Origin of the sequence: Bradyrhizobium sp. Ce-3, assembly GCF_022835695.1 — a bacterium.
Classification (GTDB): Bacteria; Pseudomonadota; Alphaproteobacteria; order Rhizobiales; family Xanthobacteraceae; genus Bradyrhizobium.
Genome location: NZ_BQUV01000003.1, coordinates 61,661 through 75,151, shown reverse-complemented (window position 1 = coordinate 75,151; position 13,491 = coordinate 61,661). Strand labels below are relative to the sequence as shown.

The 13,491-nt window shown below is 65.9% G+C and carries 15 protein-coding genes; 7 read left to right on the top strand and 8 right to left on the bottom strand.

What is annotated here, in order from left to right; genetic code table 11:
* Positions 1 to 134: 134 nt before the first annotated feature.
* The 3 genes from BRSPCE3_RS11435 to BRSPCE3_RS11425 all read right to left on the bottom strand — a co-directional run bounded on the left by BRSPCE3_RS11435 (position 135) and on the right by BRSPCE3_RS11425 (position 3,333).
* Positions 135 to 1,391, bottom strand: a complete 1,257-nt coding sequence (locus BRSPCE3_RS11435; protein ID WP_244065922.1) for an aminopeptidase — start codon at positions 1,389 to 1,391, stop codon at positions 135 to 137.
* Positions 1,392 to 1,509: 118 nt separating this feature from the next.
* The gene (locus BRSPCE3_RS11430) at positions 1,510 to 2,871 is read right to left on the bottom strand and encodes an adenylosuccinate lyase family protein (RefSeq protein ID WP_244065921.1); all 1,362 of its coding nucleotides are present in this window, start codon (positions 2,869 to 2,871) and stop codon (positions 1,510 to 1,512) included.
* A 72-nt stretch (positions 2,872 to 2,943) separates the two neighbouring features.
* Entirely contained in the window at positions 2,944 to 3,333 is a 390-nt protein-coding gene (locus tag BRSPCE3_RS11425) for a carboxymuconolactone decarboxylase family protein (RefSeq protein WP_244065920.1), read from the bottom strand.
* Positions 3,334 to 3,469: 136 nt separating this feature from the next.
* Here BRSPCE3_RS11425 and BRSPCE3_RS11420 point away from each other — a divergent pair, with 136 nt between their 5' ends.
* The 4 genes from BRSPCE3_RS11420 to BRSPCE3_RS11405 are packed head-to-tail and all read left to right on the top strand — an operon-like array spanning position 3,470 to position 7,075.
* A complete protein-coding gene (locus BRSPCE3_RS11420) occupies positions 3,470 to 4,429 on the top strand; it encodes a tripartite tricarboxylate transporter substrate binding protein (RefSeq protein ID WP_244065919.1) in 960 nt (319 codons plus the stop codon).
* A gap of 19 nt (positions 4,430 to 4,448) precedes the next feature.
* Positions 4,449 to 5,336: an NAD(P)-dependent oxidoreductase gene (locus BRSPCE3_RS11415; RefSeq protein ID WP_244065918.1), complete on the top strand. Its 888-nt coding sequence runs from the start codon at positions 4,449 to 4,451 to the stop codon at positions 5,334 to 5,336.
* Complete coding sequence (locus BRSPCE3_RS11410; RefSeq protein WP_244065917.1) at positions 5,333 to 6,313, top strand: Gfo/Idh/MocA family protein; 981 nt, start codon at positions 5,333 to 5,335, stop codon at positions 6,311 to 6,313. Before BRSPCE3_RS11415 ends, BRSPCE3_RS11410 begins: the two co-directional genes overlap by 4 nt.
* 6 nt (positions 6,314 to 6,319) lie before the next feature.
* Complete coding sequence (locus BRSPCE3_RS11405; RefSeq protein WP_244065916.1) at positions 6,320 to 7,075, top strand: GntR family transcriptional regulator; 756 nt, start codon at positions 6,320 to 6,322, stop codon at positions 7,073 to 7,075.
* 66 nt (positions 7,076 to 7,141) lie between these two features.
* Here the strand turns inward: BRSPCE3_RS11405 and BRSPCE3_RS36030 are convergent, their stop codons facing one another.
* Positions 7,142 to 7,270: a hypothetical protein gene (locus tag BRSPCE3_RS36030; RefSeq protein ID WP_283843107.1), complete on the bottom strand. Its 129-nt coding sequence runs from the start codon at positions 7,268 to 7,270 to the stop codon at positions 7,142 to 7,144.
* A 158-nt stretch (positions 7,271 to 7,428) separates the two neighbouring features.
* On the opposite strand from BRSPCE3_RS36030, the gene BRSPCE3_RS11400 reads away from it, so the two are divergent.
* On the top strand, positions 7,429 to 7,617 hold the full coding sequence (locus BRSPCE3_RS11400; RefSeq protein WP_244065915.1) for a hypothetical protein: 189 nt from the start codon (positions 7,429 to 7,431) through the stop codon (positions 7,615 to 7,617).
* 24 nt (positions 7,618 to 7,641) lie between these two features.
* Positions 7,642 to 7,818, top strand: a complete 177-nt coding sequence (locus BRSPCE3_RS11395) for a hypothetical protein (RefSeq protein WP_244065914.1) — start codon at positions 7,642 to 7,644, stop codon at positions 7,816 to 7,818.
* 176 nt (positions 7,819 to 7,994) lie between these two features.
* Here BRSPCE3_RS11395 and BRSPCE3_RS11390 read toward each other — a convergent pair whose 3' ends face one another.
* Positions 7,995 to 8,912, bottom strand: coding sequence for a DMT family transporter (locus tag BRSPCE3_RS11390; RefSeq protein ID WP_244065913.1), 918 nt, complete (start codon positions 8,910 to 8,912; stop codon positions 7,995 to 7,997).
* A gap of 258 nt (positions 8,913 to 9,170) precedes the next feature.
* Here BRSPCE3_RS11390 and BRSPCE3_RS11385 point away from each other — a divergent pair, with 258 nt between their 5' ends.
* On the top strand, positions 9,171 to 10,019 hold the full coding sequence (locus BRSPCE3_RS11385) for an SDR family NAD(P)-dependent oxidoreductase (RefSeq protein WP_244065912.1): 849 nt from the start codon (positions 9,171 to 9,173) through the stop codon (positions 10,017 to 10,019).
* Between the two features lie 152 nt (positions 10,020 to 10,171).
* Here BRSPCE3_RS11385 and BRSPCE3_RS11380 read toward each other — a convergent pair whose 3' ends face one another.
* The 3 genes from BRSPCE3_RS11380 to BRSPCE3_RS11370 form a co-directional block, all read right to left on the bottom strand.
* Positions 10,172 to 10,717, bottom strand: a complete 546-nt coding sequence (locus tag BRSPCE3_RS11380; protein WP_244065911.1) for a GNAT family N-acetyltransferase — start codon at positions 10,715 to 10,717, stop codon at positions 10,172 to 10,174.
* Positions 10,718 to 10,841: 124 nt separating this feature from the next.
* Positions 10,842 to 11,612, bottom strand: a complete 771-nt coding sequence (locus BRSPCE3_RS11375) for an SDR family NAD(P)-dependent oxidoreductase (protein WP_244065910.1) — start codon at positions 11,610 to 11,612, stop codon at positions 10,842 to 10,844.
* A gap of 16 nt (positions 11,613 to 11,628) precedes the next feature.
* On the bottom strand, positions 11,629 to 13,353 hold the full coding sequence (locus tag BRSPCE3_RS11370) for a thiamine pyrophosphate-binding protein (RefSeq protein ID WP_244065909.1): 1,725 nt from the start codon (positions 13,351 to 13,353) through the stop codon (positions 11,629 to 11,631).
* Positions 13,354 to 13,491 lie beyond the last annotated feature (138 nt).

The window sequence follows — 13,491 nt, the reverse complement described above, 5'->3', positions numbered from 1 at the left end:
GGTGCGAGCGAAGCGAGCCTCGAAGGGCGAACGACCGAAGTCTCTCCGCGCACGCGATATCCGGGCCCTCTATCCTTCGAGGCGCGCAAGAGCGCGCACCTCAGGATGACGGGATTAGGCAGGTGAGCCGCGCCTTACGCCCACTCGCCCTTGCGGAACACCGGCACGCTGCGGCCGTCGGCGTGGATGCCGTCGATGTCGGTGTGGGCGGAGCCGATCATCCAGTCGATGTGGATCAGGCTCTTGTTGCCGCCCTGCTCGGCGATCTGCTGCGGCGTCAGCTTGTCGCCGTTGACGAAGCATTTCGAGTAGCACTGGCCGAGCGCGATGTGCGAGGCGGCATTCTCGTCGAACAGCGTGTTGAAGAACAACAGCCCGCTCTTCGAGATCGGCGAGGAGTGCGGCACTAGCGCGACCTCACCGAGGCGGCGTGCGCCCTCGTCGGTGTCGAGCACCTTCTTCAACACTTCCTCGCCGCGCGAGGCCTTGGCCTCGACGATGCGGCCTTCCTCGAACTTGACCGAAATGTTGTCGATCAGCGTGCCCTGATACGACAGCGGCTTGGAGCTGACGACGTGGCCTGAGACGCGGCGGCAGTGCGGCGTGGTGAAGACTTCCTCGGTCGGGATGTTGGCGTTGCATACGATGCCGTTCTTGGCGGTCGAGGCGCCGCCTTCCCATTCATGGCCGTCGGCAAGGCCGATCGTGAGGTCCATGCCGGGACCGGAATATTTCAGCGCATGGAAGCGCTGACCGTTCAGCCATTCGGTACGCTCGCGAAGCCTGGCATTGTGCTTGTCCCAGTTGGAGACGGCGCCGTCCTGGTCGACCCGGGACGCGGAGAAGATCGCATCGGCAAGCTTGGCCACCGCGACGTCCTCGGCATCGTCAGGAAATACCTGCTTCGCCCACGACATGCTCGGATAGGCGATGATGTTCCAGTTGGTGTCGAAATTGACGATCTTCTCCAGCGCCGGCTGGTAGGCGATCGAATTGGCCTTGCTGGCGCGTGCCACCTTGGCCGGGTCTTCGCCCGACAGCAGCATCGGATTGTCGCCGACGATCGCAAGCCGCGCGGTGTTGGCACCGAACGCCTTCGCCATGCCCTCGTAGAGCCAGCCCGCGGCACGATCGAAGCTCGCATCATTGGCGTAGCGGTAACGCGCCAACGTGAGCTCTTCGTCGGAGAAGAACGGGGTCACGAGACCGGCGCCGGCCTTGTAGGCATGCTCGACGACCCGCCGCACCAGCGGCATGGCCGCGGACGGCGCGGTCAGCAGGAGATCCTGCCCCGGCTGCAGCTGCAGGCCGACCTTGATCGCGACTTCGGCGAGCCGATCAAGTTTGACGGGATCGATCGAGGCGGAAAGATTGCGTTGATGTGCGGTCATGAAGCGTCCGGCCGTGTCGTTTGAGGGCTTTTAGGATTCGTAGTCCAATTCGATCCGCATTCGCAAGGTTCCTGCCCGTCGCGTCCGATCACGCGACGGCGAGCAATTGCCTCGAATTTTACCGCTTCACCGAGGCCAGCACGCGATCGACCATCTCGGGGGCGAGGCCGAGATAGTTTTTCGGTGCGGTGAGGCGATCGATCGTCGCCCGATCGATCCGGCTCGCGACGCGCTGATCCGCCGCCAGCGCCTCAGCCAGCGTCAGACCCTTGTCGTTGGCGACACGGCAGGCGTCGTAGACCAAATCATGCGCCTCCTGCCGGCCGACCGCGGGCGCAAGCCCCATCATCACGGCCTCGGCCACAATGAGCCCGCGGCTGATGTCGAGATTGGCGGCCATCCGCTTTTCATCAACAATGAGGCCGCCAAGCGCAAACCTGGCCTGGTGCAGCGCGCCCGCGGTCAGCACGAAGCTTTCCGGGATAGCCATCCATTCGGCGTGCCACGGGCCGGTGGCGCGCTCGAAATCCTGCACCATCGCATCCAGCATCAGGCCGGCATGCTGCCGCACCGCCTTGGCGGCGGCGAGCATCAGCTCCGACGAGATCGGGTTGCGCTTCTGCGGCATGGTCGAGGAGGCGCCGCGCCCCTTCACGAACGGCTCGTAGACTTCGGCGAACTCGGTCGACGCCATGATCATGATGTCGAGCGCGATCTTGCCGAGCGTACCCGTGACCAGCGCGAGGAAATTCACCGCTTCGGCGAGCCCGTCGCGCGCGACATGCCAGGTCGAGACGGGAACGCCGAGGCCGAGTTCCTCGCACAGCGCGGCCTGGACCTCGAATCCCTTGCCGCCCAGTGAGGCCAGCGTGCCGGCAGCCCCCGCGAACTGGCCGACCAGCACGCGCGGCTTCAGTTCAGCCAGCCGCGCTGCGTGGCGATCGAGCGCGGCGAGCCAGATCGCGGTCTTGTAGCCGAAGGTCACCGGCAGCGCCTGCTGCAGATGGGTCCGGCCGGCCATCGGCGTGTCGCGGTATTTTTTCGAGAGATCGGCGAGGATGCCGCGCAGCGCAGCGATATCGTCCTCGATGATCGCAAGGCCATCGCGCAGCTGCAGCACCACGGCGGTGTCCATGATGTCCTGCGTGGTGGCGCCCCAATGCACATAGCGGCCGGCCTCGCCGCACTGCTTGGCCATCTGGTGCACCAGCGGCAGGATCGGATAGCCGACCACGTCGGTCTCCTGGCGCAGCAGGTCGAAATCGAATGCGGCGACATCGGTCCGCTTCGCGATCTCCGCGGCCGCGTCCGCCGGGATCACGCCGCAGCGCGCCTCGGCCTTTGCCAGCGCGACCTCGACCTCGGCATAACGCGCGACCAGCCGCAGGTCGGAAAACACCTCGCGCATCTCGCTTGTGCCGAAGGCATCGCGAAACAGCACGGAATCCAGCACGGTGGTCGAGGTCGGGAAGCCGGACATGGGCAGATCCTTGGGCGCATCCTGTTGCCGATCGCAGTTGGCAACGTCCCTATCACGGCGGAGCCCAGCGCCCTACCCCTCCGGCGACGCCTCGCCGAACACCTCGGCTGCGATCTTGCTGGTCTCGATCGCGGCCGGAATGCCGCAATACATCGCGACCAGCAGCAGCACGTCCTGGACCTGTGCGGCGGTGCAGCCGTTCGCGAGCGCGCCCTTGGCATGGACGCGGAACTCGGTCGGCTTGCTGCTCGCCGCGGTGATGCCGAGCATCACCAGGCTGCGAATCTGGTCGGACAGCCCGGAGCGCTCCCAGACGTCGCCATAGACGTAAGCATTGATGATGTTTTGCAGCGGCGTGCCAAAATCGCCCGCGGCGGCCATCCGCTTGGCGACATCGCCCTCGCCGAACATCTTCTGGCGCCGGCGCAGCCCGCGCGCATGGAGATCGCTGATGTCCACCATCGTCGTCTGGCTCCCCTGTTTGGGCTATTTATACGGATAAATATGTCGCATCTCAATATTCCGATAGGCTTCTGGCTTGCACTTTCCGCATATTTGTCCGTATAAAGTTGCAAAAGCAGACACGGAGGGGACCGGGATGAAGTTACGGCTGGGGCTGCTCGTCGTCCTGCTCGCGGCACTTCCGGTCCTGCCGGCTTTCGCGGCGGACGATTTCCCGCAACGGCCGCTCAAGATCATCGTGCCGTTCCCGGCCGGCGCCGGCCCCGACAATGTCGCGCGGCTGGTCGGCCAGCATCTGCAGGACGCATTCGGCCAGACCGTGCTGATCGAGAATCGCGCCGGCGCGCTCGGCAGCATCGGCGCCCAGGAAGTCGCCCGCAGTGCCCCCGACGGCTACACGCTGCTGATGGGCACCAACACCACCCATGCCAGCAATGTCGCGACGCTCAAGAGCCTGCCCTACGATCCGGTGAAGGATTTCGCACCTGTCATCCGCACCACCACCACGGCGATGGTGCTGCTGGTCAACCCGAAGCTCGCGCCCAAGGACCTGCCGCAGTTCCTGGCCTACGCCAAGGCAACGCCCAACCTGACCGCGGGCTATGGCTCCGGCGCATCGCAGATCTCGATCGCGCAGCTGCAGTCGCGCGGCGGCCTGTCGCTGATCGCCGCCTCCTACCGCGGCGTGCCGCAGGCCATGACCGACGTGATGGCGGGGGTGATCGACCTGACCTTCGGCGATTTCTCGGTCGCGATCCCGCAGATGCAAGGCGGCACCTTGCGCGGTATCGCCGTGACATCGGCGACCCGCAACGAGCTGACGCCCGGCCTGCCCGCGCTGTCAGAAGCGATGCCCGGCTTCGAGGCCACCATCTGGTACGGCCTGTTCGCGCCAGCCGGCACGCCGGAGCCGGTGGTCAACAAGCTCTACGCCGAATGCGCGAAATACCTCGCGATGCCGGAGACCAGGAAGAAGCTCGCCGATGTCGGCGTGATCGTGGCGCCGCTGCCGCCGGCCGAGTTCGGCGCCTTCGTCAAGAGCGAGGTGGTGCGCTGGTCGGCGGAGGTGAAGGCGGCCGGCATCCAGCCGCAATAGCACGAAGCGGCGGCTCATCATGGCTCGCGAGACACCTGTCGGCATGATTGGCCTGGGGTTGATGGGATCGGCGCTTTCCGCGCGGCTGATCGACGCCGGCATAGGCGTGATCGGGTTCGACATCGACGCGGCGAAGACGGACGGCCTGCGGGCCAGCGGCGCCGAGTTCGCGGCCTTCGCCGCCGACGTCGCGGCGCGCTGCCGGACCATCGTCATCGCGGTGTATGACGCGGCCCAGGTCACGGGCCTGCTGCCGGACTTCGCCAACGCGGCCGTGCCGCCGCGCCTGATCTGCACCACCACCTGCGCCCCCGGCGAGATCGCGGCGATCGCCGAGTTCGCCGCACGCTCGCGCCTCTCCTTGATCGAAGCGCCGATCTCCGGCACCAGCGCCGAGGTCCGCGCCGGCACCGCTACCGCGCTGGTCGCCGGCGATGCCGACGTCATCGCCGCCGCCGCGCCAACGCTCGACATTCTCTGCCCGCAGCGGATCGACGTCGGGGCGATCGGTAATGCCAGCCGCACCAAGCTCGCCATCAACCTGATCCTGCAGAACAACCGCGCCGCTTTGGCCGAAGGCATCGCCTTTGCCGAGAGCCTCGGCCTCGACGGCGCGACGTTCCTTGCGACCGCGCGGCGATCGGCCGCATATTCCAAGGTGATGGACAGCAAGGGACCGAAGATGCTGGCGCGGGACTTCTCGCCGCAATCGCATATCGCGCAGACCTTGAAGGACGCCGAGCTGATCCTGCAGGAGGCCGGCCGGCACGGCCTGCCCCTGCCGCTGACCTCGGTGCAGGCCGAGCTGCTGCGCGCGGCGATCACACTCGAAGGCCCGGACAGCGACAGCGCCGCCGTCATCGAGGCGATCCGGGCCGGACGCGATCAGGACAAGGACCATTCATGATCAATTGTGCGATCGCGGGCCTCGGGCGATGGGGCCGCGCGCTGGTCGAGGCCGCGCGCAACGAACCCCGGCTCAGGATAACAAGCGCGGTGGAACCCGACATCGCCGGCGCCGCGAGCTTTTGCGCCGCGCACGGCCTGTCGCCCGCAGCGAGCCTGGACGCCGTGCTCGCCGACCCCGCCATCGATGCGGTGCTGCTGGCGACGCCGCATTCGCTGCACAAGGGCCAGGTGATCGCGGCAGCGAGGGCCGGCAAGCAGGTGTTTTGCGAGAAGCCGCTGGCGCTTCGGCGCAGCGATGCGGCCGAGATGTTCGCGGCCTGCCGCAGCGCCGGCGTGACGCTCGCGGTCGGGCATAACCGCCGGTTCTGGCCGTCGATGCAGGCGCTGCGCGCGATCACCGCGAACGGCGAGCTCGGCACGATCCTGCATGTCGAGGGCCACAACAGCAACGAGAACTCGCAAGGCATCACGCAGGGCTGGCGGCTGTCGCCCGGGGAGTCGCCGGGCGGCGGGCTGACCGGCGCTGGGCTGCATGTGCTCGATGGTTTCGTCAGCCTGCTCGGCCCGGCACGACAGGTTTATGCCACGCTGCATGAACGCGAAGCGGGACCGCCGCCGCTCGACACTGCAACTTTAGCGATTGAATTTGTGAATGGCGTGAGTGCAACCCTTGCGACGATCCGCGCAACACCGTTCTATTGGCGCGTGCATGTGTTCGGAACGAAGGGATCTGCCGAAGTGCTCGACGAGACGACGATGGTGCTACGGACATCCGGCGCGGCGCCCGCGACCCGACGCTACCCGGCGGTCGACACGCTAGCTGCGGAACTTGCCGCCTTTGCCGATGCGATCGCAGGCACGCAGCCGTTCCCGGTGCCGGAGGCAGATGTGCTGGCGACGCTCGCCGCATTCGAGGCCGCGCTGCAGTCGATGCAGTCTGGACATCCGGTCGCCTGCCATACGGCATACCAGTGATCCGCCATGTCTGAACAACCGGAGAGGGCGAGATCGTCCCGCTACCGCGACATCGCCACCGGATTGCAGAAGGACATCCGTCTCGGCACCTACGCGGTCGGCAATCTGCTGCCGACCGAGACCGAGCTGATGGCGAGCTATCAGGCGAGCCGCCAGACCGTGCGCGAGGCGCTGCGCATCCTGATCGACCAGGGCCTGATCGTGCGCCGCGCCGGGCTCGGCTCGGTGGTGATCGCTTCCGAGCCGCCGGTGCTGTTCACCCACAGCGTCAAGTCGCTCGGCGAATGGCTGCGCTATTCCAACGAGACCTACCGCGACGTCGTCAACAGCAGCGACATCGTCGCCGATCGCAAGCTCGCCGGGCTGCTGAAATGCGAGCCCGGCAAGAGCTGGTTCCTGATCGAGGCGGTGCGCCGCTCAGACCAGTTCGCCGCCCCGCTCGGCTGGACCGAGATCTATGTGCTGCGCCGGTTCGCCGATGTGGTGACCCGCAGCGACCACGGCCGCACCCCGGTGCACGAGCAGATCGCCAAGATGTACGGCCAGGTCACCGAGCGCGCGCAGATGGAAATCTTCGTCCGCGGCATGCCGGCGCCGATCGCCAAGGCGCTCGGGGTCAAGACCGGCTCGCCGGCGCTCACCGTGGTACGCCGCTACTACGGGCTGCGCGAGGAACTGTTCGAGGTCACCATCACCACGCACCCCGAAGGGCGCTACACCTACACGATGGATATGCAGCGCTCGCTGCGGCCGAAGCTCTAGGCTTCTGTTCTGAGGTTCTGACGCGCTCTCCGGACGAACCGGGAGCCAAATGCACGCGAGAGGGCTTTACCGCGCGCGGGCCAGATGCGTGCTGGCGGAGGTATGTGCCATCTGCGGGGTGCCGCTCACACCCCAGATGGCGACCGCGATCAGCGCGGCCGCCCAGACATATGGCACAGCATTCGGCTTCTTCATTTCCGGGATCATCCCCAACAACTCAGGCGCACTGACCAACGACCTCCGTCGTGAATCTCACGACCGCTGGCCATCAGCGTCTACCAGGCACCTGTCCTTCACAACGCTACTAAGGTTAGACCTTGTCCGTTTCAGGACGCCTTCGTGCGATTTCAGAAATGATTTCGTCGGAACCGGGCTTTCTCATCCGAATTGATGAGATCGCGGCCGCGGCGCGACCCGAAACGAGGCTGGAGAATTTCCTGCTTAAATTTGAGTCAGATGCACAACAAACATTCCAATCGGCGCGCACTGAATTCTTTTTGATTGTGCGCGCGACGCCCACCGTGGCATGCCTGAGCCTGTGACACTGCGATGACAAGGGTTCTCCCGTGACTGCCCAACCGGCCAAACCGTCAGGCGGCTCCCGCCGCCACGCCAAGGAAACACAAGACGAGGTCGCGCGGTCGCTGGAACGGGAACTGAAGTTCTTGACCGAAGACCGCGAGGAGCGCGCCCTCCGTCTCGGCCTCGACTTTGCGGCGAAGGCGCCGAAGACCGACCACTAAGCTCGACGCCTCGCCCTCGATGGGCGCATGGGACGCACATCGCGCTACGTCCACCGCTGTCGTCGCTCACCCCCTAGGGGGTCCGAAGAGAGCGTCCACCTCACTGTCATTCCGGGCTCGCGAAGCGAGAGCCCGGAATCCATCGGGCCGCCTCACGCGTGGCGACGACAGCACCCCTAACCCTGGCGTTGCGCGAGGTAGAATCCGGCCAGCACGGTGACCAATCCGGCCACCTGCAGCGTGGTCGGCGGCTCGCCGATCAGGAGCCATCCCAACAGCAGGGTCAGCGCCGGCACGGTCGCGGGAAGAACCGCCGCGCGGGCAACGCCGAGGTGCTGGATCGACCGCGCGAACAGATACATTGCCACGGGCCCGGCCAGGATGCCCTGAGCGACAGCCTGCAGCGCATTTTCGTTGAGGCCGATGGCCGCATCGCGCGCCAGCCCGCCCGAGGCGGCGTACAGCGGAAACAGCGCGAGCGACAGCACGCTGATGACCGTCGCCACCGAGAACGCAGAGACCCGCCAATAGCGCACCAGGGTGGCGAAGCCTGCGAACATCAATCCGGTCATCACGAAGATCAGATCGCCCATCACGGCGCTCGTTCCCATGTGGCCGATCGACTCGCTGCCGATCACCGCAAGGCCGACCACGATGATAACAGCGCCGGCGATCCGAGAGAGCGAGATCGCCTCCTTCAGCAGGACTACCGCGAGAAACAGCCCGCCCAGCGTCGCGCAGGACGGCTGGATCACGCTGCCGTGGCCGAGCGGCACGAACATGAAGCCGGCATAGCTGATCAGCGACATCACCGGCCCGCCCAGCAGCATCAGCGCCATGCCGCGGCCCCAGCCGATGCCGCAGAGATCGCGGAGGCCGGCGCGCACAACGAGCGGCAGGAAGGCGATGCCCGACCACAGGAAGCGATGCATCAAGAGATCGACGGGAGTGAACCCGACCCTCAGGCCGTGCCGCGTCGCCACGAAGCCGAGCGCCCAGCAAAGCGCCGCGCCGAGGCCGCAGGCGACCCCGAGCAAAATGGTTTTCGTATCTGGAGGGGCTGCAGTCCTGGCGCCGGCCTTACGCTCGCTCATCACGAACGACTACGTGAGCCCACAAGGCGGATCAACCCACCGCCCTGCAGGGCTGATTGGCGAAGGGCTCGCCAAGATGCCTGGGACCAGACGGAGACATCACCGCAACCGCGATGCTCGCTTTGGGTCGGAAGCGGACATCCCGCACACTTCCCAATCGCCTGAAAGTGCGGTCATATGGCGTCCTGCGATACTTGGCGTCCTGCGATACTTGGCGTTTTTTGCACGACGGTGTCCGCTTGCACGGGGAGAATGCGCGTGAAGGACCTCGCTGGAAAGACCGCGTTCGTCACCGGTGCCGCGTCAGGCATCGGACTGGGGATCGCGACCGCGCTCGCCCAGGCGGGGGTGAAAGTCATGCTGTGCGACATTGAAGACGCGGCGCTGTCCGCCGCGCTCGAGCAACTGAGGCGTACCAACGTCGATGTCGACGGCGTGAAGGCGGACGTCTCGCTGAAGGCCGAACTCGTGGCCGCCGCCGAAGCCACGACCGCCCGCTACGGCAAGGTGCATATCCTGGTCAACAACGCCGGCGTCGGCGGCGGCGGGCCCTATGGCACCTGGACCGACGCGTCGTGGAATTGGACCCTGGGCGTCAACCTGATGGCGACGATTTGGGGGATCGAGATTTTCGGGCCGCTGATCGAGCAGCATGGTGAGGGTGGACACATCGTCTCCACAGCCTCGCTCGCCGGTCTCATTTCAGGGGGAAGCACGGCCTACAACGTTTCAAAGTACGGTGTGGTCGCGCTGTCCGAGGGACTGCGGCCTGAACTCGCCCCCCGCGGGATCGGCGTATCGGTGCTCTGTCCCGGATTCATCCGCACTCAAATCATAAACTCAGGGCGCAACCTGCCCAAGCGCTTCGAGGGGGCGGTCCGTGCCATGCCGACGTCGGGCCCGCTTGCCGAGCGGATCAATCAGGTCCGGGAACGGGTCGCTCAGGGCATCGATCCCTTCTATGTCGGTGAACTCGTCCGCGAAGGCGTCGAGAACGACTGGCCATATATTTTCACTGACCTCGAATTCGAGCCGTTGGTCGACGCGCGCTTCGCCGCCATCAAGCAAGGCTTTGACCATATTCGCGGGCGCAACCCGAAACGTTGAGCGCGCAGTTCTCCGGTGGCCTGACTGCGCGTGCATGGAGCCATGCAGCCGGGACGATCTTGCCGGTCGTCACGCGATCTCCCGAAGGGTCGCAAGCTGGCATCGCCGGGATGGCTGCTTTTGAGCCGGGAGCAGAAGCTGTCACGTCTCGTTCAGCCAATCTGCACGATGGTTGGCCAGTGTACCCGCAAGACAGCCTTTCCGCCCGCCGCTGGAATCTCAGACCTGGCGCTTTCGACGACACGACCGCCGAGCCGTTCGTAGAAGCGAAGGCCCGCCACATTTGCCTCGAACACCCACAGGTGCAAGCCGGAGCCGGAAGCTTTTGCCGACAGTTCGCCGGCGACAGCACGAAAAAGCCGGTCACCTATCCCTCGACCACGCGCGTCGGGACGAACGTGAAGATTGTCCACAAGACTTCCCCAAACCGGGTCAAAATCACAATAGCCACAGACAAACGCCTGCGCCTGCCCAGCCGGGGAAAGGACGACGTTGACCAGTTGCGTTGGAGAGCCGTCACGGAGCCGCTGCGACCAGACGGCGAGCCGGTCTGTTTCGATGCTGCCGCTCAGGAAATCCGGCGCGAGGATGTGCGCATACGCATCGCGCCAGCTTGCAGTATGTATTTCAGCAATGGATGCTGCGTCCGCCTCGGTCGCTGGTCGAATGACGAAGTCGTCCAGGTGATGCCGTCTCATTCTTGAGAACCACGCTGACAGAATTTTCCCCGACCACCGACGACCGAATTGCGTCGCGTTTGCGGCTGCCGCGATTACGCCGCGACGGCCCCCATCGCGCTTCTCATCGACGCCCTTCAGATCATCAGGCGGCGCTGTAGCCGCCGTCCACCACATGCGATGCGCCGGTCATGAAGGACGCCTTGTCCGAGCACATCCAGACCACGGCTTCGGCGATCTCCTCGGGTACGCCGAGGCGACGCATCGGCACCTTGGCGATGATCTCGTCGTAACGCTCGTCCATCGTCTCCTTGGTCATCGGCGTCTTGATGTATCCGGGATTGACGCAATTCACGCGGATGCCGTCCTGGGCATATTCGATCGCAGCAGACTTTGTCAGCCCGACGACACCGTGCTTGGTCGCGACATAATGGCCCGAGGTGGCGAGGCCGACCAGGCCTGCGATCGAGGCCGTGTTGACGATGGCGCCGCCTCCGCCCTGCTTGAGCATCTGTGCGACCTCGTATTTGAGGCACAGGAACACGCCCATCAGGTTCACCGAGAACATCTTCGCGACCGAGGACTGCGTCAGTTCATGAATGCGCTGGCCCGGCGGGCCGACGGAGCGCCCTGCGACGCCGGCATTGTTGAACGCACAATCGATGCGGCCGAATGCCGACACCGTGCGCGCCACCATGTTCGCGACATCGGCCTCGTCGGTGACGTCGCCCCGGATCGCGATCGACTGGCCGCCGGCGGCATTGATCAACGCGACCGTCTCGTCGATGCCGTCCTTCGAGAGGTCGGAGACCGCCACACGCGCGCCTTCGCGCGCCATCGCAATCGCAGTTGCCCGGCCGATGCCCGAGCCGCCGCCGGTCACCAATGCCGCCTTGCCGTCCAGAATGCCTGTCATGAAACTGCTCCGGTGATCAGCGCTTGCCTTCGATCGCGATCTCGACGAGATACGGCCGCTGAGCCGCCACGGCCTTTGCGACGGTGCCGGCGATGTCGTCGGCCTTCTCGACCCTCACGGCCTCGACGCCCATGCCGGCCGCGAGATGCACGAAGTCGAGCGCGGGGCCGGTGATATCCATGTTCTGATAGGGATGCTGGGTGCCGGCTTCGAAATTCTGCCGCCAGACGTCCACATTGTGCTTGAGGATGCGGTATTCGCGGTTCGCCAGCACGACGAACACGATCGCAAGCCTGTGGTGCGCGGCGGTCCACAGCGCCTGAATCGCATACATCGCCGAGCCGTCGCCGGAAATGGCGACGACCGGACGATCCGGCATCGCGACCTTGACGCCGATCGCACCGGCCAGGCCCTGGCCGATGCCGCCGCCACGACCGCCGAAATAATCACCGAAGCCGCGATAGTCGAAGGCGCGCGCGAGATCGAGGCTCGCCGTGATGCTTTCATCGACGATCACGACATTGTCGGGCAGGCCGCGGCGCAGTTCCGCGGTGACGCGCGGCATCGAACTCGGTTCGCGATTCCAGCTCTTCTCGACCCGCGCGCGATAGGCTTCCTTTTCTTTCGCCTGCACTTCGCCAAGCCGCGCATTGCGATTTTGTGCGGCTTGCTTGAAGTCCGCGCCAGCCTTGGCGTGCAACGCGTCCGTCAATGCACTGATGCTGATCGCGATGTCGCCGACGATGCCGGCATCGAGCCGGTTGTTGAGCGCAAGACGTTCGGCCGAAGCCTCGATCTGCAGCAGGGACGCACCGTCGGGAATGTGGCCGCCGGGCGCAAACCAGATATCCTCGAAGAAGGGACCGCCGACCAGCAGCACGAGATCGGTCTCGCCGAGCGCCTTGCGCACCTGCCGGGCGTCGCCCGGGAGCGACTGCCGATAGCTCGGATGGCTGGTCGGGAACGGCGCGTGATGGCGCAGCCCTTCGAACCACACGGTGGCGCCGATCGCCTCCACAAGCGCCACCAGCGCCTGCTCGCCGCCCGATCGCGCCACGTCGTCGCCGGCGATGATGGCCGGATTGTTCGCCTTGAGGAGCAGCGCGACCAGTGCGTCGATGCCGACCGGATCGGGGCGCGTCGCGCGCCACAGACGATCCGGCGCCGACGCATCCACCGCGGTCTCCTGCTCCAGGACGTCGATCGGCAGCGACACGAACACCGGCCCTTGCGGCGCATCGGTCGCCACCTTGAAGGCCCGGCGCATGATCGGCGCGATCTCGTCGGCACGCTCGATCTGCACGCTCCACTTGGTCACCGGTGCCGCCATCGCGACGAGGTCATGGCCGAGCAGCGGATTGTTGAGCCGCATCCGCGTGTCCTGCTGGCCGGCCGTTGCGACCACGGGCGAACCTGCCTTCAGCGCGCCGTAAAGCGAGCCGATGCCGTTGCCGAGGCCGGGCGCGACGTGCAGATTGGCGACGGTAACGCGTCCCGATGCCTGCGCGTAAAAGCTGGCGGCGCTGACGGCGACGCCTTCGTGCAGCGCCATGATGTAGTCGAGTTGCGGAAATGCCGGCAGGCTGTCAAGCAACGGCGTTTCCGTCGTGCCGGGATTGCCGAAGATGTGGCGCACGCCGTGCGACACGAACGATTCCATCAGCACACGGCGCCCGCGCATTCGCTCCCTCTCGATCGGATTAGATCCGTTTTGCGCATCATCGGCCGGGCGGCAGCGCATGGCAACCGTGCGAGCCGGCCAGCGTCCGCGCGGCCGGCTGCGTCCTCCGCATGGCTTCAAGGCGCGAGCGTGCCGGCGCGAGGCGCTCCTCCGCAACTAACCCGGCCACGGATGAAAAGGGCCACCGCGGTGGTGGCC